Below are 19,497 nucleotides of genomic sequence, written 5' to 3'. Positions count from 1 at the left end.
TGCTCCGCGTGGGAACGATCAGATCATCGATCTGAATCATTTTCATCCCACATGAAAATTCGATAGAACTTCTGGCTTCGCGCAAACCTCATAGCTAACAAGTCCCTCCATTTTGGTAACAACATGGATCTTGTTATCGCGCGTCCCGAAGGTTTGTACTGCCCCGCCGGCGATTTCTATATCGACCCGTGGCGGTCGGTCGAGCGTGCCGTCATCACCCACGCCCACGGCGACCACGCCCGAGGTGGCAATCAGCATTACCTGGCGGCCACACCCGGCGAAGGGATATTGCGTGCGCGACTGGGACAGGACATCAACCTGCAAACCCTGCCCTATGGCCAGCGGTTACTGCATCACGGCGTCACCTTGAGTTTTCACCCCGCTGGCCATGTGCTCGGTTCCGCACAAGTGCGCCTGGAATACGGCGGTGAAGTCTGGGTCGCGTCCGGGGATTACAAGATCGAACCGGATGGCACCTGTGCGCCGTTCGAACCGGTGCGTTGCCACACATTCATCACCGAATCGACGTTCGGCCTGCCGATTTACCGCTGGCAGCCCCAGGCGCAGGTTTTTTCCGAGATCAATCAGTGGTGGCAGGCCAATGCGTCGGCCGACAGAACCAGCGTGCTGTTGTGCTACTCCTTCGGCAAGGCCCAGCGAATCTTGCACGGCATCGACGCCAGCCTCGGCCCTATTCTGGTGCACGGCGCGGTCGAACCGCTGAACCGGGTTTACCGCGAAAGCGGCGTTTATATACCGCACACGATCTATGCCGGCGACGTCCAAAAAAGCGACCCGATCATGCGCAAGGCGCTGGTCATTGCCCCGCCATCGGCGGGTGCCAGCACCTGGATGCGGCGTTTTGGCGACTACAGCGACGGCTTCGCCAGCGGCTGGATGCGTTTGCGCGGCACGCGTCGGCGGCGCGGTGTGGACCGTGGCTTCGTGCTCTCCGACCACGCCGACTGGCCCGGCCTGCTCTGGGCCATCGAACAGACCGGAGCTGAACGGGTGATGGTCACCCACGGCTCGGTCGGCGTACTGGTGCGCCATCTGCGCGAACAGGGACTGGATGCTCAAAGCTTCAGCACCGAGTACGGCGACGATGAGGAAGACGCTGCGTTCACTGAGCCCGACACCGCCGAGGTGCAGCCATGAAAGCCTTCGCCGAGCTGTACGCGGAACTCGACGCGACCACTTCAAGCAACGCCAAACTGGCCGCGATGCAATCCTACTTCGCTCAGGCTGCGCCAAAAGATGCGGCATGGGCGGTGTATTTCCTGTCCGGCGGACGGCCTCGGCAATTGGTGCCCGTGCGGGTGCTGCGAGAGCTGGCGGTGGAGTTTTCCGGCCTGAAGCCCTGGCTGTTCGAAGAAAGTTACCAAGCGGTTGGCGACCTGGCAGAAACCATTTCGCTGATCCTGCCTGAAGCCTCGCACAGCTCCACCGACGGGTTGGCGGCATGGATCGAAGACAAACTCCTGCCCCTGCGCGGCGAGTCGCCGCAGGTTCTTGCTCAGCGCTTGCCTGCGCTGTGGGCGCAGCTGGACCGCCATAGCCTGATGCTCTGCATCAAACTCATCACCGGTAGTTTTCGCGTCGGCGTGTCCAAGCTGCTGGTCACTCGCGCCTTGGCATCCATGGCCGGGCTCGACAGTAAACGCGTGGCCCAGCGGCTGGTCGGTTACACCGATCTGTCCAATCGTCCGACTGCCGCCAGTTACCTGAAGCTGATCGCGGCCGAATCCAGCGATGAACATGCCCAGCGGGGTGGCCAGCCGTACCCGTTCTTCCTGGCGCATGCCTTGTCGCAACCGGTCGAGCAATTCGAAGACCTGCTGGGCCCCGCCAGCAACTGGCAGGTGGAATGGAAGTGGGACGGGATTCGCGCCCAAGTGGTCAAGCGCGAGGGGCGCCTGTGGATCTGGTCCCGTGGCGAAGAGCTGGTCACGGAGCGTTTTCCCGAACTCGACAGCCTGGTGCATGGCCTGCCGGACGGCACGGTCATCGACGGTGAAATCGTTGCCTGGAAACCCGCGCAATCCGGCACACAGGATGCCTTCAATCCGCAATCAAACGCCTCGCCAGCGGTGCAACCTTTCGCCCTGCTGCAACAGCGCATTGGTCGCAAAACCCTCGACAGGAAAATCCTCGAAGAAGTGCCGGTGGTCATCCTCGCCTACGACCTGCTGGAATGGGCCGGCGATGATTGGCGCAATCAGCCGCAGGACAAGCGCCGTACTCAGCTGGAGCAAGTCATCGCCACCTGCAACAACCCGGTATTGCTCGCCTCGCCGGTACTCACCGGTGAAAACTGGTTCGACCTCGCCCGACAACGCGAGTCTTCGCGCCGCCGCGGCGTCGAAGGCATGATGCTCAAGGCCCGGGATGCGCTGTATGGCGTCGGCCGGACCAAGGACATGGGCACATGGTGGAAGTGGAAAGTCGACCCGTTCAGTGTCGATGCGGTGCTGATTTACGCGCAACGCGGCCATGGCCGCCGGGCCAGTCTCTACAGTGATTACACCTTCGCAGTCTGGGACGGCCCGCCCGATGCCCGCGAACGAACGCTGGTGCCATTCGCCAAAGCCTATTCAGGGCTGACTGACGAGGAAATGCGCCAGGTCGACAGCATTGTGCGCAAGACCACGGTAGAGAAATTCGGGCCGGTCAGCAGCGTCAGGCCGAGCCTGGTGTTTGAGCTGGGGTTCGAGGGTATTGCCCTGTCCAAACGCCACAAGAGCGGAATCGCCGTGCGGTTTCCAAGGATGCTGCGCTGGCGCCAGGACAAGTCCGTCGAAGAGGCCGACAACCTCGCTACCTTGCAGGATTTATTAGGCTGACCCCAATCCCTGTGGGAGCGAGCTTGCTCGCGATTAAGGTGTATCAGTTGGTATAAATTCATCTGACATTCCGCTATCGCGAGCAGGCTCACTCCCACAGTTTTTTGTGCCAATCCGAACTAACTTGGTGCGGCTATTTCCCCGCGCCCGATTTCGTGCATAAATCTCCTGTTGCCATTTCTTGAATCACCTTTTAAAACGCTTGTTCGGGACTCTGGTTCGGAAATTGCTACTTTCACTTGGTCTTACGCTTTCCAGTAACAATAATTCTGCGCCACAAGCGCTCATATTGGTTCTTAGGGATTGAATAATGAAAAAAGCATTGCTGACCCTTTCTGCACTGGCATTGTGCATGGCTGCTGGTTCCGCCATGGCAAAGGAATACAAAGAACTGCGTTTTGGCGTTGACCCTTCTTATGCTCCGTTCGAGTCCAAAGCGGCTGACGGTAGCCTGGTGGGCTTTGACATTGATCTGGGGAACGCAATCTGCGCCGAGCTGAAGGTCAAGTGCAAATGGGTCGAAAGCGATTTCGACGGCATGATTCCGGGCCTCAAGGCCAATAAATTCGACGGCGTGATCTCTTCGATGACCGTCACCGAAGCCCGCGAAAAAGTCATCGACTTCTCCAGCGAGCTGTTCTCCGGCCCAACCGCCTACGTGTTCAAGAAAGGTTCTGGCGTCACCGCAGACGTCGCTTCGCTCAAGGGCAAGACCGTCGGCTACGAACAAGGCACCATCCAGGAAGCCTATGCCAAAGCCGTTCTGGACAAGGCCGGCGTTAAAACCCAGGCCTACGCCAACCAGGATCAGGTCTATGCCGACTTGACTTCCGGTCGTCTCGACGCAGGGATTCAGGACATGCTGCAAGCTGAACTGGGCTTTCTGAAGTCGCCGCAGGGCGCCGATTACGATGTCACCAAGCCAGTCGACAACGCTTTGCTGCCGGCCAAAACAGCTGTCGGTATTAAGAAAGGTAACACCGAGCTGAAAGCGCTTTTGGATAAAGGTATCAAAGCGTTACACGATGATGGCAAATACGCCGAGATTCAAAAGAAACACTTTGGCGATCTGAATCTGTACAGCGGCAAATAATGCCCGGCGCCCATCTCGCGATGGGCGCTTTTTTTATCCGATCAGGTTGCTGATTTATGTTCGAAAACCTATTACAAAATCTGGGGCTCTCAGCCTTCAGCCTCAAGGGCTTCGGTCCGTTGCTGATGGAAGGCACCTGGATGACCATCAAATTATCGGCGTTGTCGCTCTTGGTGGCCGTCTTGCTCGGCTTGCTGGGCGCCAGCGCCAAGCTGTCCAAAGTCAAACTGGTGCGCGTGCCGGCGCAGGTCTACACCACGCTGATTCGCGGCGTGCCGGACCTAGTGCTGATGCTGTTGATTTTCTACAGCCTGCAAACCTGGCTGACGTCGTTTACCGACTTCATGGAATGGGAATACATCGAGATCAACCCATTCAGCGCCGGGGTCATCACCCTGGGCTTCATCTATGGCGCGTACTTCACCGAGACCTTCCGTGGCGCGATACTCGCAGTCCCGCGTGGTCAGGTCGAAGCCGCCACCGCGTATGGCCTCAAGCGTGGCCAGCGTTTCTGGATCGTGGTGTTCCCGCAAATGATGCGTTTTGCCCTGCCGGGGATCGGCAATAACTGGATGGTGATGCTCAAGGCCACTGCGCTGGTGTCGATCATCGGCCTCGCCGACCTGGTCAAAGCCGCTCAGGACGCCGGCAAAAGCACCTATCAACTGTTCTATTTCCTGGTGCTGGCCGCGGTGATTTACCTGCTGATTACCAGCGCTTCCAACTTCGTCCTGCGCTGGCTCGAACGCCGTTACGCCGCTGGTTCCCGGGAGGCCGTACGATGATCGAACTCTTGCAGGAATACTGGAAGCCCTTCCTTTATACCGACGGCCAGAACATCACCGGCCTGGCCATGACCCTTTGGCTGCTCAGCGCCTCGATTTTCATTGGTTTCCTGGTGTCGATCCCGCTGTCCATCGCCCGGGTCTCGCCGCATTTCTACATCCGCTGGCCGGTGCAGTTCTACACCTACCTGTTCCGTGGCACGCCGTTGTATATCCAGCTGCTGATCTGCTACACCGGGATCTACAGCCTGGCCGCCGTGCGCGCCCAACCGGTGCTCGATGCATTCTTTCGCGATGCGATGAACTGCACGATCCTGGCATTCGCCTTGAACACTTGCGCCTACACCACGGAGATTTTCGCCGGGGCGATCCGCAGCATGAACCACGGTGAAGTCGAAGCGGCCAAGGCTTATGGCCTGACAGGCTGGAAGCTGTATGCCTACGTGATCATGCCGTCAGCCCTGCGTCGTTCGTTGCCGTATTACAGCAACGAAGTGATTCTGATGCTGCACTCGACCACCGTGGCGTTCACGGCGACCATCCCGGACATCCTGAAAGTCGCGCGGGACGCCAACTCGGCGACCTTCCTGACCTTCCAGTCGTTCGGCATCGCCGCGCTGATCTACCTGACCGTGACCTTCGCGCTCGTCGGCCTGTTCCGCCTCGCCGAACGCCGCTGGCTGGCCTTCCTCGGGCCTACCCACTAGGACCCGCTTTAGGGATAAAGAGACAAACATGCGCCACCAGATTCATAACCTGTTGTCCCCGCTGCCGGGGACCGCTCGACAGATTCACAGCTTCCACTTCGGTCCCTCGTCGGCCAAAGGCAAGATTTACATCCAGTCGTCCCTGCATGCCGATGAATTGCCCGGCATGCTGGTGGCCTGGCACCTCAAGCAGCGCCTGGCGGAACTGGAAGCCGCCGGCCACCTGCGCAGCGAGATTGTGCTGGTGCCAGTGGCCAACCCGGTCGGCCTGGAACAAGTGTTGATGGACGTGCCGCTGGGCCGCTACGAGCTCGAAAGCGGGCAGAACTTCAACCGCTGGTTCGTCGATTTAAGCGAGGCCGTCGGTAACGAGATCGAAGGCAAGCTTGGCGATGATCCGCATCACAACCTCGAACTGATCCGCAGCAGCCTACGTAATGCGCTGGCAACTCAGACTGCCGGCACACAACTGCAATCCCAGCGCCTGACCCTGCAACGGCTGGCCTGCGACGCGGACATGGTGCTGGACTTGCATTGCGATTTCGAAGCCGTGGCGCACCTCTACACCACGCCCGAAGCCTGGCCACAGGTCGAGCCGCTGGCCCGTTACATCGGTGCCGAAGCGAGCCTTCTAGCCACCGACTCCGGCGGTCAGTCGTTCGATGAATGCTTCACCCTGCTTTGGTGGCAGTTGAAAGAACGCTTCGGCGAGCAATTCGACATTCCGCTGGGCAGCTTCTCGGTCACCGTCGAATTGCGCGGCCAGGGTGACGTCAATCACCCGCTGGCCAGTCTCGATTGCCAGGCGCTGATCGACTACCTGATTCACTTCGGTGCCATTGCCGGCGAACCGGCGCCACTGCCTGCGCTGCCCTACCCCGCCACGCCGCTGGCCGGCGTCGAACCGGTGGCTACGCCGGTCGGCGGGCTGCTGGTATTCACCGCGCTACCGGGGGAATACCTCGAAGCCGGGCAGAAGATCGCCGAAATCATTGACCCGATCAGCGATCTCGTCACTCCCGTTCATTGCACCGCCGCCGGGCTGATGTACGCCCGTTCGCTGCGACGCATGGCCACTGCCGGCATGGTGATCGCGCACGTCGCGGGCGCCGAAGCCTATCGCAGCGGCTACCTACTTTCGCCTTGAGGATGCATGCCCCATGTACAAACTGACCATTGAAGGCCTGCATAAAAGCTATGGCGATCATCATGTGCTCAAAGGCGTTTCACTCAAGGCCAACACGGGCGACGTCATCAGCCTGATCGGCGCCAGCGGTTCGGGCAAAAGTACCTTCCTGCGTTGCATCAACTTTCTGGAGCAACCCAACGACGGTGCGATGACCCTGGACGGCCAGAATATCCGCATGATCAAGGATCGCCACGGCATGCACGTGGCCGACGCCAATGAGCTGCAAAAAATCCGCACGCGCCTGGCGATGGTGTTCCAGCATTTCAACCTGTGGAGCCACATGACCGTGCTGGAAAACATCACCATGGCGCCGCGCCGGGTGTTGGGTTGCAGCAAAGAGGAAGCCGAAGACCGCGCTCGTCGCTACCTCGACAAGGTCGGCCTGGCCGCTCGTGTGGCGGATCAGTACCCGGCATTCCTTTCCGGCGGCCAGCAACAACGGGTCGCTATTGCCCGCGCGTTGGCGATGGAGCCGGAAGTCATGCTGTTCGACGAGCCGACGTCGGCGCTCGACCCGGAACTGGTCGGAGAAGTGCTCCGAGTAATCCAGGGCCTGGCTGAGGAAGGCCGGACCATGATCATGGTGACCCACGAAATGAGCTTCGCCCGCAAGGTCTCGAGCCAGGTGCTGTTCTTGCACCAGGGACTGGTGGAAGAGGAAGGCGCGCCGGAAGACGTGCTGGGCAATCCGAAGAGCGAACGGTTGAAGCAGTTCCTGAGCGGCAACCTGAAGTAGGCAGGGCCTGTAGGCGCGAGCCTGCTCGCGACGGTGGTGTAATCAGGAAACACTTTCCTGACTGACACTGCGCAATCGCGAGCAGGCTCACTCCCACAAAAAACAAAGCAATTAAACTTGTTACATTCCGGCGCGGTCACTGAAAGAACACGTTCAGAGCGCACACCGCCGGCATGGGAACCTCCCCCGACTTCGCAAAACAATGGTTCACCGCCCGCGGCTGGAAGCCATTCGCCTTTCAGAAACAGGTGTGGACGGCGGTTAAACGCGGTGAGTCCGGGTTACTGCACGCCAGCACTGGCGCTGGTAAAACCTACGCGCTCTGGTTTGCCGCGCTCAATCGCTTCGCTGCATCTGTCGCGCCTGTTGAAACACCACGCAAACGAAAACCGCTCGCCCAACCGCTGACCGTGTTGTGGATCACGCCCATGCGCGCTCTGGCCGCCGACACAGCCCGAGCGCTGGAAGCGCCGCTGATTGATTTGCACATACCGTGGAGCGTCGGCCTGCGTACCGGCGACACCAGCAGCAGCGAGCGCGCCCGTCAGAGTCGACGTCTGCCCACCACCCTGATCACCACTCCCGAAAGCCTGACCCTGATGCTGGCCCGTGCCGATGCGCGCACGGCGCTGGCGACCCTGCGCATGGTGGTGGTCGACGAATGGCATGAGTTGCTAGGCAACAAACGCGGCGTGCAATTGCAACTGGCCCTGGCGCGCCTGCGGCGGTGGACCCCGGAGCTGATCGTGTGGGGCGTTTCCGCGACGCTGGGTAATCAGACCCACGCGGAACAGGTTTTGATCCCACAAGGTGGCGGCATCAGCGTACAGGGCCAGAACGCCAAGGCATTGCTCATCGACACCTTGTTACCCCCCACCATCGAACGGTTTCCCTGGGCCGGGCATATCGGTTTGAAAATGTTGCCGCAAGTCGTCGCGGAACTGGATTCCAGCCCCAGCAGCCTGGTCTTCACCAACACCCGTGCCCAATCGGAAATCTGGTATCAAGCCTTGCTGGAGGCACGCCCCGATTGGGCCGGGTTAATCGCTTTGCATCACAGCTCACTGTCGCGAGAAACCCGCGACTGGGTCGAGCGGGCATTGAAGGAAGGTCAGCTCAAAGCGGTGGTTTGCACCTCCAGCCTGGATTTGGGCGTGGACTTCTTGCCGGTCGAACGGGTGCTGCAAATCGGCTCGGCCAAGGGCGTGGCGCGACTAATGCAACGCGCAGGTCGCTCAGGTCACGCGCCGGGACGGGTTTCACGGGTGACCCTCGTGCCCACTCACAGCCTGGAATTGATCGAAGCGGCCGCTGCGCAAGACGCCGTGGCGGCGCAACGCATCGAACCTCGTGAGTCACCGCATAAACCACTGGATGTGTTGGTCCAGCATCTGGTCAGCATGGCGCTGGGCGGTGGTTTTTTACCGGATGAGTTGTATGAAGAAGTCCGCGGCGCCTGGGCATACCGCGATCTCACCGAGGCGGACTGGACCTGGGCCCTTGCTTTCGTACGCCATGGCGGACTTTCTCTGACGGCTTACCCGGATTACCGCAGGGTCGAACCGGATGAACACGGGGTGTGGCGCGTGCCGGATGCGCGACTGGCGCGGCGCCATCGCATGAGCATCGGCACCATCGTCAGCGACGCAAGCATCCAGCTGAAGTTCTGGAGCAAGGGTGGCGGAGGTAAACAATTGGGCAGTGTCGAGGAAGGGTTTATCGCGCGACTCAAACCGGGGGACGGTTTTCTGTTTGCGGGGCGTCTGTTGGAATTGGTCCGGGTGGAAAACATGACCGCTTATGTCAAACGCAGCACCGTGAAAAAAGCGGCGGTGCCGCGCTGGAATGGCGGCCGGATGCCCCTTTCCAACGAGCTGGCACAAGCGGTGGTCGAACGCTTCAGTGCCGCCGCGCACGGGGATTTCGTCGGTCCGGAAATGCAGGCGTTGCAGCCTTTGCTCGAGGTGCAACAACGATGGTCTGGCCTGCCAACCTCGACGAAGTTGCTGGCAGAAGCCCTGAAATCCCGCGAAGGCTGGCACTTGTTTCTTTACCCCTTTGCCGGTCGCCAAGTGCATTTGGGCCTCGCCAGTCTGCTGGCCTGGCGCGCCAGCCAACAACAACCAGTGACGTTTTCCATTGCGGTAAACGACTATGGGCTGGAGTTGCTCAGTGCCACTCACATAGATTGGTCACAGGTGCTGAACGCCGAATTACTGAGCCCCGGCAATCTGTTGCAAGACGTGCTTGCCAGTTTGAATGCCGGTGAGCTTGCGCGTCGCCGGTTTCGGGAAATCGCACGGATCGCCGGGCTGGTCTTCGCCGGCTACCCCGGTGCGCCGAAAAGCACGCGCCAGGTTCAAGCGTCGAGCGGGTTGTTCTTCGAAGTATTCAAGCAGTACGACGCCGGCAATTTGCTGCTGGCGCAGGCCGGGGAAGAAGTCTTGCGCAAAGAACTGGATATTCATCGCCTGGAGCAGACGCTGGAACGCATCAACCGCCTGACAGTGGAGCTGCACCCGATAAAACGTCCTACACCGCTCGGGTTTCCGCTGCTGGTCGAGCGCATGCGGGAGAGCATGAGCTCGGAAAAACTCGCCGATCGCATCCGCCGCATGGTCAGCGACCTTGAGAAAACCGCCGAAGCCGGAAAACGCTGATGAACACGCCCTATCCCGTGCGACTGGCTGGAGAGGAACTGTGGCTGCTGCCCGAAAAAGCCATCTACTGGCCAGCCCAGCAAGCGCTGCTGATCGCCGATGTGCATTTCGGCAAGGCGGCGGCCTATCGCAGTCTTGGCCAGCCAGTGCCTCACGGCACCACCGCGAGCAATATCGCGGTGCTGGACGGGTTGCTGACAGGCCTGCCCTGCCGTCAGCTGATTTTCCTCGGGGATTTCCTACACGGGCCCGGCTCTCACGCAACGGCCACCCTGAGCGCCCTGGCCGAATGGCGAATGCGCCACCCTGATTTACCGATGACGCTGATTCGCGGAAACCATGACAAACGTGCGGGGGACCCACCGGCCTCGTTAAACATCCGGGTTGTGCCCGAGCCGTTGCTGATGGGGCCGTTCGCCTTGCAGCACGAACCTGAGCCACACCCTGATCGGCACGTGCTCGCCGGACACGTTCATCCGGTGTATCGACTCAATGGCAGAGGTCGGCAGACCTTGCGGCTGGCCTGCTTCAAGCTGGGCGTGGACATAAGCCTGTTACCGGCCTTTGGCGCGTTTACCGGCGGGTATCAGGTCGAGCAGGACGAGCGCTGCAGGATTTTTGTCATTGGTGACAACGAAATATGGCCAGTCAGCTGACGTCTTCAAGGACATCAGCTGACTGGCCATTCATTTTTCAGCAGCAGGTCAGACAACAGGCGCGGGAGGTGGCTCATCCGGCAAAGTGGGCTCACCGGGTTCAGTCGGTTGTTCATTGGGGGTATCGGGATCAGGCTGACCGGGGATGCCCCCTGCCATGCTGATGGGTGGATGTGCCAACAAGGACCAGGCCAAAACGCCAACCTGATTGGGCTCAAGCCTTGCCAGTTCGGCACTTATTCGCGGATCGATCTTCATATAGCACTCCTGAGCGAAGGCCCCGTTCGCTGTGCGCGAACCGGGCAGTACACCCAATAGAGTGTCTACCCGCTCAAGAATTCCCGCTACCTCTCAGATGAATGACTCAAGTGCGCGGGAGGGTGACGCCGAGCTGGCCCTGATACTTGCCGCCACGGTCCTTGTAGGAGACTTCGCATTCTTCGTCGGATTCGAAGAACAACATCTGCGCCACGCCTTCGTTGGCGTAGATTTTCGCCGGCAAGGTGGTGGTGTTGGAGAACTCCAGGGTGACATGGCCTTCCCACTCGGGCTCAAGCGGCGTCACGTTGACGATAATGCCGCAACGCGCGTAGGTGCTTTTACCCAGGCAGATGGTCAGCACGTTGCGCGGAATGCGGAAAAATTCCACGGTGCGTGCCAGGGCGAAGGAGTTCGGCGGAATGATGCAAACATCGCTTTTAACGTCGACGAAGCTCTTCTCGTCGAAGTTCTTCGGATCGACGGTCGCCGAGTTGATGTTGGTGAATACCTTGAATTCATCGGCGCAGCGAACGTCGTAGCCATAGCTCGAAACACCGTAGGAAATGACGCGCTCGGCGCCTTCGCCGCGCATCTGGCGCTCAACGAAGGGCTCGATCATGCCGTGCTCTTGCGCCATGCGGCGAATCCACTTGTCCGATTTGATGCTCATGGCGGGTGTCCTGAATAGCGAGGTGGAAAAATTCTGTCCGGCATCTTACCGGGCGCGCGCTCCGGGTTCAAAGTCCAGGGCGCAATTCTCGCCGATCCCCCGTGAATATTGGGCTTTGGCCGCAATACGCTGCACCGTCAGTCACGAAAACATAGAAACCTTCGCAAGAAGCATTGGCACGTCCCGGAAAAAGGGTTAAGGTGGCGCCACTGTGCTGCTTGTGTCACTGAGAATCTCTACACGATATGTTGAATTTCGATCCAACCATCTACAAGAATTTTTCCTGCTCTTTGCACTCAGTCTCGGCCAGGGTTCTTCCTGAGTCGCAGTTATCTTTGTTCAAGGAGTTACACCATGTCTAATCGCCAAACCGGTACCGTTAAGTGGTTCAACGATGAAAAAGGCTTCGGCTTCATCACTCCACAATCCGGTGACGACCTGTTCGTTCACTTCAAAGCTATCCAATCCGACGGCTTCAAAAGCCTGAAAGAAGGCCAACAGGTTTCTTTCATCGCTACCCGCGGTCAGAAAGGCATGCAAGCTGAAGAAGTTCAAGTTATCTAACTTGTACTTGCTTTAGTAAAAAGCCCCGCCCTCAAAAGCGGGGCTTTTTTGTGCCTGACTGTTTTGCAGGCAAAAAAAATCGCAGCCAGTGGCTGCGATTTTTTTATGTCTTACCAGGCCACGCCAAACCCTGCGGTGTAGCGCGTCTTGTCCAGGTCAGCCTCGCTGGTGCCGCTGATGATGTCTCGCTCAGCCTTGAGGTTGAGCGATGCCCACTCGGTGACTTTGTAGCGCAAGCCCATTTCGGCATCGAGCGCGTAATCGGCGACGCCCGACAATGGCTTACTCACTTCGCCATTGGTGAAGAACTCCACCTTCTTGCCAATCAGGTAGCGGTTGTAGTCCCACTTCATTGCCAAGGAATAGAAGTTCTCCTTGCTGCCGTCGGAGAATTCATAGTCCGTGCGGTTAAGCAGCGAACCCAGGGAGAACGCGCCCAACTCGTCATCCCAGAATTGGTAACCCGGACCGGTACCGACCGTGCGCTGACGAGAGAGGTCTTCGACCTGGTCACGCTTATAGACCGCTCGACCTTCCCAGAACCATTTCTCGGTCAGGAAGCGGTCGAGTGAGTATTCGGCGCGCCAGTTGTCGGTGGTGACCACATCATCCTGGAATTCGCGGTTGTACTCGCCTTCCGCGATGTGGCGCCATTTGCCATGGCGCGCGGTGGTCTTGAAGTTGATGTCATAGTCATCGGTGTTTTTTTCCGCACGCTGGTAATCCAGCGCCGCGTCGATATTACCTTTCCACACCAGGTCTTCGATCACGGGCTTGGGCTTGAGGATCTGGTGGATGCTGGCCAGCTCGACTGTCTTCGGCGCCTCGCCATTCTCCAACGTCACCTTGCCGTCCTCCGCAGGATGCAACGACTTGGCTTTCTGGCCGGTGTAAGCATCTTGCTTAACCAGCAACTCCTGATCACTTTCCAGGGTTTTGACCTGTTTCCAGTCGATCGGTACCGCGCCGGCGTACTCCGTCTGGATCAGTAATTTGCCGCCGTCGAACAGTGAGATTTTGCCGCTCAACTTGTCACCGTTTTTCAACCAGACGGTATCGGCGAGCAAGGGCGTGGAGGCACTCAAGACAGCAAGGCACAACAGAGTTCTGGACACCATAAGCAGAGATAGGCTCAAGATTGCGAAAAAAGTCGGCATTATCCATAGGAATAAGGCCCCAACAACGACTGACCCAACTAATTCCCCTGAGTTCATTCTCAACAGGCGATCCAGGACTTACTCTACGGTCGGTAATGCGAACTTTTTCAGGAACCGCGGACGTGACCGACTCAACCACTGAAACCGAAAGCGCGGCGCAAATCCGACGCACGGCGCTCTACCTGACCCTTGCACAGGTACCAGAGGGCAAAGTGGTGAGCTATGGTCAATTGGCCGAGCTGGCTGGATTGGGTCGAGCCGCCCGATGGGTTGGACGCACACTGAGCCAATTGCCCGGCGACACGAAGTTGCCCTGGCACCGGGTGCTCGGTGCCGGCGGTCGGATCAGCTTGCCCGTTGGCAGTCCTTCAGGGGACGAACAGCGGGCGCGATTGCGCTCTGAAGGCATCAGTGTCCTGAATAATCGTGTTGATATTCTGCGCCATGGCTGGCGTCCGGTAGAGCACAGCGGTTAGAGTGCGCGCTTTGTTTCCGTAACTCTTGAGGCAGACTCCAACCCATGCCCCGTAAAACCTGGCGCGCCGCGCTCGCCGCCTATGCCAGCCCCTCGACGCTTGTGTTGTTGTTGCTTGGTTTCGCCGCCGGCATGCCCTACATGCTGGTGTTTTCGACGCTTTCCGTCTGGCTGCGTGAGGCCGGTGTGGCCCGCGAAACCATTGGCTATGCAAGCCTGATCGGCTTGGCCTATGCCTTCAAATGGGTGTGGTCTCCGCTGCTGGACCAATGGCGCCTGCCATTTCTCGGCAAACTCGGTCGACGACGCTCCTGGCTGGTACTGTCCCAGACGCTGGTCATCCTCGGCCTGATCGGGATGGGTTTCTGCGACCCGCAAAAACACCTGTCTTGGCTGATCGCTATCGCCGTGGTCGTCGCCTTCGCTTCGGCGACACAAGACATCGCGGTAGACGCCTACCGTCTGGAAATCGCCGACGACACTCGCCAGGCCGCACTCGCTGCCAGCTATATGTCTGGCTACCGGATTGCCGCCTTGCTGGCCACGGCCGGCGCACTGTTCTTCGCTGAAGGCTTCGGCTCCACCGGCTTCAACTACAAGCACTCGGCCTGGACCGGCACTTACGTGCTGTTTGGTGCCCTGATGGTTCCGGCCTTGCTGACCAGCCTGTTCATGCGCGAGCCACCCGTGCCTCTGCGCACCCAACTCCAGGCCGGGCGCTACAGTTTTGTGCATCAACTGGTGTCAGTGTTCGTGCTGATCGTGTTGCTGGTCTCGGTACCGGCCATGTTCACCCAGCTCTACAACACCGACTTTGCCAGCGTGCTGTTCAAAGGCGTCAGCCTGCTCGACCTGTTGCTTGAAGACCGTGCATTCCTGCGGGCAATCCTCTACACCACCCTGACAATGATGTGCCTGTCAGCCATGGGCCGGCGCGGTCTGGCGCCGGTGCTGACCCCGATCAACGACTTCATTTTGCGTTACCGCTGGCAAGCGTTCCTGTTGCTCGGACTGATCGCCACCTATCGGATGTCCGATACGGTCATGGGCGTGATGGCCAACGTGTTCTACATCGACCAGGGTTTCACCAAGGACCAGATAGCCAGCGTCAGTAAGGTCTTTGGCCTGATCATGACGCTGCTCGGCGCCGGAATGGGCGGCTTGCTGATCGTGCGCTTCGGTATCTTGCCAATCCTGCTCATCGGCGGTATCACGTCGGCCGGGACCAACCTGCTGTTCCTGATGCTCGCCGACATGGGCGCGAATCTGAACATGCTGATCTTCACCATTTCCCTGGATAACTTCAGCTCGGGCCTGGCGACCTCAGCGTTCGTCGCTTACCTGTCGAGCCTGACCAACCTCAAATTCTCCGCAACCCAATACGCCTTGCTCAGCTCGATCATGTTGCTGCTGCCTCGCCTGATCGGCGGTTACTCGGGCGTCATGGTGGAGAAATTCGGCTATCACAATTTCTTCATGATCACTGCCCTCCTGGGCGTGCCGACGGTGCTGCTGATCGCCCTGCACTGGTTCCAGGAGAGCCGCCGCGCAGGTCCGACACCGACACCCGAACCGGTGCCGACCCAGGTCGCCGAAGAATCGTAAGAAATTTCGCAGAGGGCGCGGCGAAACCCGCCCTCCTGCCACACCGCCGACCGCACGCCTGTACGCCAGCGGATCTCGCCCGTACAATGCTCCGTCATTTCTCGTCATCAGCAACCGACAACGGCCAACCATGCGCACCAGTCAATTTTTGCTCGCCACACAGAAAGAAACGCCTTCCGACGCGGTTGTAGTCAGCCATCAGCTGATGCTGCGCGCCGGCATGATCCGCAAACTCGCCTCGGGCCTCTACACCTGGCTGCCGATGGGCTTGCGAGTGATGCGCAAGGTCGAAGCCATCGTTCGTGAAGAAATGAACGCCGCCGGCTCTCTTGAAGTGTTGATGCCGAGCACCCAACCGGCTGAGCTGTGGCAGGAATCCGGTCGCTGGGAAGAGTACGGCCCTGAATTGCTGCGTTTCAAGGATCGCCACGGTCGCGATTTCTGCGCCGGCCCGACCCACGAAGAAGTGATCACCGATCTGATGCGCAATGAATTGAGCAGCTACAAACAGCTGCCAATCAACCTGTACCAGATCCAGACCAAGTTCCGCGATGAAATCCGCCCACGTTTCGGCTTGATGCGCGGCCGCGAATTCATCATGAAGGATGCGTATTCGTTCCACGCCGACCAGGCGTCGCTGCAGGTCACTTACGACCGCATGCACCAGGCTTACTGCAACGTCTTCACCCGCCTGGGCCTGAAGTTCCGTCCGGTTGAAGCCGACAACGGCTCTATCGGTGGCGCCGGCTCCCACGAGTTCCACGTACTGGCCGAATCCGGCGAAGACGACATCGTCTTCAGCAACGGTTCCGACTACGCCGCGAACATCGAGAAGGCAGAAGCCGTACCGCGTGAAACGTCTCGCCCTGCGCCAGCCGAAGAGCTGCGCCTGGTCGACACACCGAACGCCAAGACCATCGCGCAACTGGTCGAAGGCTTCAACCTGCCGATCGAGAAGACCATCAAGACCCTGGTGGTTCACGCTGAAGAGAAAGGCAAGCTGATTGCCCTGATCATCCGTGGCGACCATGAACTGAACGAAATCAAGGCCGCCAACCAGCCTGGCGTTGCCAGCCCGCTGGTCATGGCCTCCGAAAGCGAACTGCGCGACGCCATTGGCGCCGGCGCCGGTTCCCTCGGTCCGTTGAACCTGCCACTGCCAATCATCATCGACCGCTCCGTCGAACTGATGAGCGACTTCGGCATCGGCGCCAACATCGACGACAAGCACTACTTCGGCGTGAACTGGGAACGTGATCTGCCTGTTCCGACCGTTGCCGACCTGCGCAACGTCGTCGCTGGCGACCCAAGCCCGGATGGCAAGGGCACCCTGGAAATCAAGCGCGGCATCGAAGTCGGGCACATCTTCCAGCTGGGCAACAAGTACAGCAAGGCGATGAAGTGCGAAGTGCTGGGCGAGAACGGCAAGCCGGTCACCCTGGAAATGGGTTGCTACGGCATTGGCGTTTCCCGCGTGGTGGCTGCGGCCATCGAGCAGAACAACGACGCCAACGGGATCATCTGGAGCGACACCCTGGCCCCGTTCCAGGTCGCCCTGGTGCCACTGCGCTACGAAACCGAACAGGTTCGCGACGCCACCGACAAGCTGTATGCAGAGCTGACTGGCGCAGGCTTCGAAGTTCTGCTGGACGACCGCGACAAGAAAACCAGCCCGGGCATCAAGTTCGCGGACATGGAGCTGATCGGCATTCCTCACCGGATCGTGGTCAGTGACCGCGGCCTCGCCGAAGGCAATCTGGAATACAAGAGCCGCACCGAACCTGAAGCGCAAGCGCTGCCGGTCGCTGACGTGCTGTCGTTCCTCCAGGCCCGCATCCGCCGCTGACACCAGATAGAGAAGTCATGTTCAAGCGAAACACCTTAGGCCTCGGTGGTGCCGCCCTGTGCGGCACCCTGCTGGTCAGTGGCTGTGCAAATCACATGTCACAACGCAGCGAGCACGAGGAACGTGTCGAGCGCAAATTGCTCGATCACAGCCTGCAGATCGATGTCGGCGAACCCAAGGTGCTCGAATTGCCGCAACGTCGGGTGAAAATCCACGAGCAGAAGACGTTCGAAGTCACGGAATTCGAAGTCACCCGTCACTACGATCGCTATACGCCCTATCAACCCTGGCGGGAGGTTTACGAGATTCCGCTGGGTGCGGTGGCCGTGGTGGCAGGCATCGGCGCGAACGTGGTCAACGTGTTCGCCCTCGGCAATCTGCCGGACAGCGTGACGAAAGACTGGCTGAACTACGGTATCGCCGGGCTCAACCCGTTCATGAACATGCCATCCCATGGCCGAGCGCAGCAGAACCTGGCGGGCATCGACGAGGTTCAGCGCGACAAGCGCACCGAATACTCGAGCCTGCCCTGGAGCGAGCGCCCGGTGCAGGTCAAGGCCGGCAAGGAAACGTTCGAGCTGACTACCGATAAAAACGGTGTTTTACGCCTGAACCTGCTGGACACCCCGTTCGCCGAACATGACATCAATCATCTGACTCGACTGCTGATCAGTGTCGAAGACGGTCAGGACGATGTGCACACCGACTCGTCACTGGCAGTCAGCAGTGGTTTGCGTGGCAAGTTGCTCGAAGCCCACGGGCTGATTTACGACGACCTGGAAGACGACGAGGTGAACCAGTGGGTGCACCGGGTCAAACGCCTGTCGGAACTGGGTCTGGAAGAAGAAGCCAGCGAGCTGGAACAAAGTCTGATCGAACTGACTCGCAACGATCCCGAGTTGCAGACCGAATTCCTCAAGTCCTTGACCAAGGATGCCGGGCGATTGGTGGCGGATCCGGGACCGAATTAAAAGCAAAAAGCTTCGCGAGCAAGCCCGCTCCCACAGTTGACCGAGTTGTTCAGATGAATGCGGTCTAATGTGGGAGCGGGCTTGCTCGCGAAAGCGGCCCGACATTCACAACAGCACCAAAACCCTGCCACTACCGCTCAAACAATTCCATCTGCTCAAACCCGCCCCGCAAATCCTCCAGCCTCACCCCAACCCCCAGCAATCGAACCGGTTTGCCGCCGCGATTGAACGCCTGCGTCAGCAGCAACTGATAACTTCCCAAGGTCCGCCCTGCCCCGGCCTGCTCCAGCGTCGTCTGGGTAAAATCATGGAATTTCACTTTGACGAACGGCTTGCCGGGCCGATAGCTACTATCGATTCGCGCCATGCGACCCGCCAGGGTTTCCAGCAGCTCGGGGAGCTTGTCCAGGCAACTCACCAGATCCGGGAGATCCACGTCGTAGGTGTTTTCAACACTGATCGACTGTCGACGACTGTCGTTGTGTACCAGACGGTCATCGATCCCACGTGCCAGGCTCCAGAGTCGTTCGCCGAAACTGCCGAATTCACGCACCAGCGCCAACTTGTCCCATTCCCGCAGGTGCGAACAATCGACAATGCCGAGTCGGCCCAGCTTGTCGGCGGTCACTTTTCCGACACCGTGCAGCTTGCTGACGGGCAGACCACTGACAAAGCCCTCGACCTGATCCGGCGTAATGACGAACAAACCATTGGGTTTCTTCCAGTCACTGGCGATTTTGGCGAGAAACTTGTTTGGCGCCACGCCCGCCGAAACGGTGATGTGCAGTTGATTAGAGACGCGACGACGAATGTCCTGGGCAATACGCGTGGCGCTGCCGCCGAAATGCGCACTGTCCGACACGTCCAGATAGGCTTCATCGAGGGAAAGCGGCTCGATCAGGTCGGTGTAATCGCGAAAGATCGTGTGAATTTCCTTCGATGCTTCTCTATAAGCCTCCATGCGCGGCTTGACGATAGTCAGGTCAGGGCACAGCTTCAAGGCATGCCCGGAAGACATCGCCGAACGCACGCCGTAGGCCCGCGCCTCGTAGTTGCAGGTGGCGATAACCCCACGTCTGTCAGCCGAACCACCCACCGCCAGCGGCTTACCCGCTAGGCGCGGGTCGTCACGCATCTCGATGGCGGCGTAGAAGCAATCACAATCGACGTGGATGATTTTTCGCTGCGTCATATAAAAGCGGTGTTCATGTGAAGAAATGGAGTGTTACCGAGTCAGATCGGCAGTATCTCACTGGCACCTGTATATAGCACCAGTAGT

The 19,497-nt window shown here is 59.2% G+C and carries 18 protein-coding genes; 14 read left to right on the top strand and 4 right to left on the bottom strand.

Going from position 1 to position 19,497, the window contains the following annotated elements; genetic code table 11:
- Nucleotides 1–123 precede the first annotated feature (123 nt).
- From ACM6I0_RS28835 to pdeM, 9 genes are all read left to right on the top strand, one after another.
- Complete coding sequence (locus ACM6I0_RS28835) at nt 124–1,158, top strand: ligase-associated DNA damage response exonuclease (protein WP_414923852.1); 1,035 nt, start codon at nt 124–126, stop codon at nt 1,156–1,158.
- The gene (locus ACM6I0_RS28830) at nt 1,155–2,843 is read left to right on the top strand and encodes an ATP-dependent DNA ligase (RefSeq protein WP_414923851.1); all 1,689 of its coding nucleotides are present in this window, start codon (nt 1,155–1,157) and stop codon (nt 2,841–2,843) included. Before ACM6I0_RS28835 ends, ACM6I0_RS28830 begins: the two co-directional genes overlap by 4 nt.
- A 310-nt stretch (nt 2,844–3,153) precedes the next feature.
- The gene (locus ACM6I0_RS28825; protein WP_140666252.1) at nt 3,154–3,936 is read left to right on the top strand and encodes a transporter substrate-binding domain-containing protein; all 783 of its coding nucleotides are present in this window, start codon (nt 3,154–3,156) and stop codon (nt 3,934–3,936) included.
- Between the two features lie 56 nt (nt 3,937–3,992).
- Nucleotides 3,993–4,721, top strand: coding sequence for an ABC transporter permease (locus ACM6I0_RS28820; protein ID WP_033058975.1), 729 nt, complete (start codon nt 3,993–3,995; stop codon nt 4,719–4,721).
- A complete protein-coding gene (locus tag ACM6I0_RS28815; RefSeq protein WP_222590030.1) occupies nt 4,718–5,428 on the top strand; it encodes an ABC transporter permease in 711 nt (236 codons plus the stop codon). Before ACM6I0_RS28820 ends, ACM6I0_RS28815 begins: the two co-directional genes overlap by 4 nt.
- Nucleotides 5,429–5,456: 28 nt before the next feature.
- Nucleotides 5,457–6,575 carry a succinylglutamate desuccinylase/aspartoacylase family protein gene (locus ACM6I0_RS28810; protein WP_414923850.1) on the top strand — a complete coding sequence of 373 codons (1,119 nt, stop codon included), beginning with the start codon at nt 5,457–5,459 and terminating at the stop codon, nt 6,573–6,575.
- Between the two features lie 13 nt (nt 6,576–6,588).
- On the top strand, nt 6,589–7,353 hold the full coding sequence (locus ACM6I0_RS28805) for an ABC transporter ATP-binding protein (RefSeq protein WP_208671578.1): 765 nt from the start codon (nt 6,589–6,591) through the stop codon (nt 7,351–7,353).
- A 173-nt stretch (nt 7,354–7,526) separates the two neighbouring features.
- A complete protein-coding gene (locus ACM6I0_RS28800; protein WP_414923849.1) occupies nt 7,527–10,013 on the top strand; it encodes a ligase-associated DNA damage response DEXH box helicase in 2,487 nt (828 codons plus the stop codon).
- Nucleotides 10,013–10,669: a ligase-associated DNA damage response endonuclease PdeM gene (pdeM, locus tag ACM6I0_RS28795; RefSeq protein WP_285430259.1), complete on the top strand. Its 657-nt coding sequence runs from the start codon at nt 10,013–10,015 to the stop codon at nt 10,667–10,669. Before ACM6I0_RS28800 ends, pdeM begins: the two co-directional genes overlap by 1 nt.
- A 48-nt stretch (nt 10,670–10,717) precedes the next feature.
- On the opposite strand, the gene ACM6I0_RS28790 is transcribed toward pdeM, so the two are convergent.
- Nucleotides 10,718–10,927: a hypothetical protein gene (locus ACM6I0_RS28790; protein ID WP_084321795.1), complete on the bottom strand. Its 210-nt coding sequence runs from the start codon at nt 10,925–10,927 to the stop codon at nt 10,718–10,720.
- Nucleotides 10,928–11,033: 106 nt separating this feature from the next.
- Nucleotides 11,034–11,600: a dCTP deaminase gene (gene dcd, locus ACM6I0_RS28785; protein WP_090187649.1), complete on the bottom strand. Its 567-nt coding sequence runs from the start codon at nt 11,598–11,600 to the stop codon at nt 11,034–11,036.
- Between the two features lie 354 nt (nt 11,601–11,954).
- Between dcd and ACM6I0_RS28780 the strand changes: the two genes are divergently transcribed.
- A complete protein-coding gene (locus ACM6I0_RS28780; protein WP_002554837.1) occupies nt 11,955–12,164 on the top strand; it encodes a cold-shock protein in 210 nt (69 codons plus the stop codon).
- A gap of 110 nt (nt 12,165–12,274) precedes the next feature.
- On the opposite strand, the gene ACM6I0_RS28775 is transcribed toward ACM6I0_RS28780, so the two are convergent.
- Complete coding sequence (locus ACM6I0_RS28775; RefSeq protein WP_285430263.1) at nt 12,275–13,282, bottom strand: DUF481 domain-containing protein; 1,008 nt, start codon at nt 13,280–13,282, stop codon at nt 12,275–12,277.
- Nucleotides 13,283–13,416: 134 nt separating this feature from the next.
- Between ACM6I0_RS28775 and ACM6I0_RS28770 the strand changes: the two genes are divergently transcribed.
- From ACM6I0_RS28770 to ACM6I0_RS28755, 4 genes are all read left to right on the top strand, one after another.
- Nucleotides 13,417–13,797, top strand: a complete 381-nt coding sequence (locus ACM6I0_RS28770) for an MGMT family protein (protein WP_285430265.1) — start codon at nt 13,417–13,419, stop codon at nt 13,795–13,797.
- A gap of 44 nt (nt 13,798–13,841) precedes the next feature.
- Nucleotides 13,842–15,401 (top strand): AmpG family muropeptide MFS transporter, encoded by a 1,560-nt coding sequence (locus ACM6I0_RS28765; protein WP_285430267.1) that lies wholly within the window; start codon nt 13,842–13,844, stop codon nt 15,399–15,401.
- 130 nt (nt 15,402–15,531) lie between these two features.
- Complete coding sequence (locus ACM6I0_RS28760; RefSeq protein WP_414923848.1) at nt 15,532–17,247, top strand: proline--tRNA ligase; 1,716 nt, start codon at nt 15,532–15,534, stop codon at nt 17,245–17,247.
- A gap of 17 nt (nt 17,248–17,264) precedes the next feature.
- Complete coding sequence (locus ACM6I0_RS28755; RefSeq protein WP_414923847.1) at nt 17,265–18,218, top strand: hypothetical protein; 954 nt, start codon at nt 17,265–17,267, stop codon at nt 18,216–18,218.
- A 130-nt stretch (nt 18,219–18,348) separates the two neighbouring features.
- Here the strand turns inward: ACM6I0_RS28755 and dinB are convergent, their stop codons facing one another.
- Nucleotides 18,349–19,410, bottom strand: a complete 1,062-nt coding sequence (gene dinB / locus ACM6I0_RS28750) for a DNA polymerase IV (RefSeq protein ID WP_414923846.1) — start codon at nt 19,408–19,410, stop codon at nt 18,349–18,351.
- Nucleotides 19,411–19,497 lie beyond the last annotated feature (87 nt).

The organism is Pseudomonas sp. IT-P294, from assembly GCF_949767865.1.
In the GTDB taxonomy this organism is placed as follows: Bacteria; Pseudomonadota; Gammaproteobacteria; order Pseudomonadales; family Pseudomonadaceae; genus Aquipseudomonas.
The sequence above is the reverse complement of the archived record's forward strand: the minus strand, read 5'-3'. Positions and strand labels throughout refer to the sequence as shown.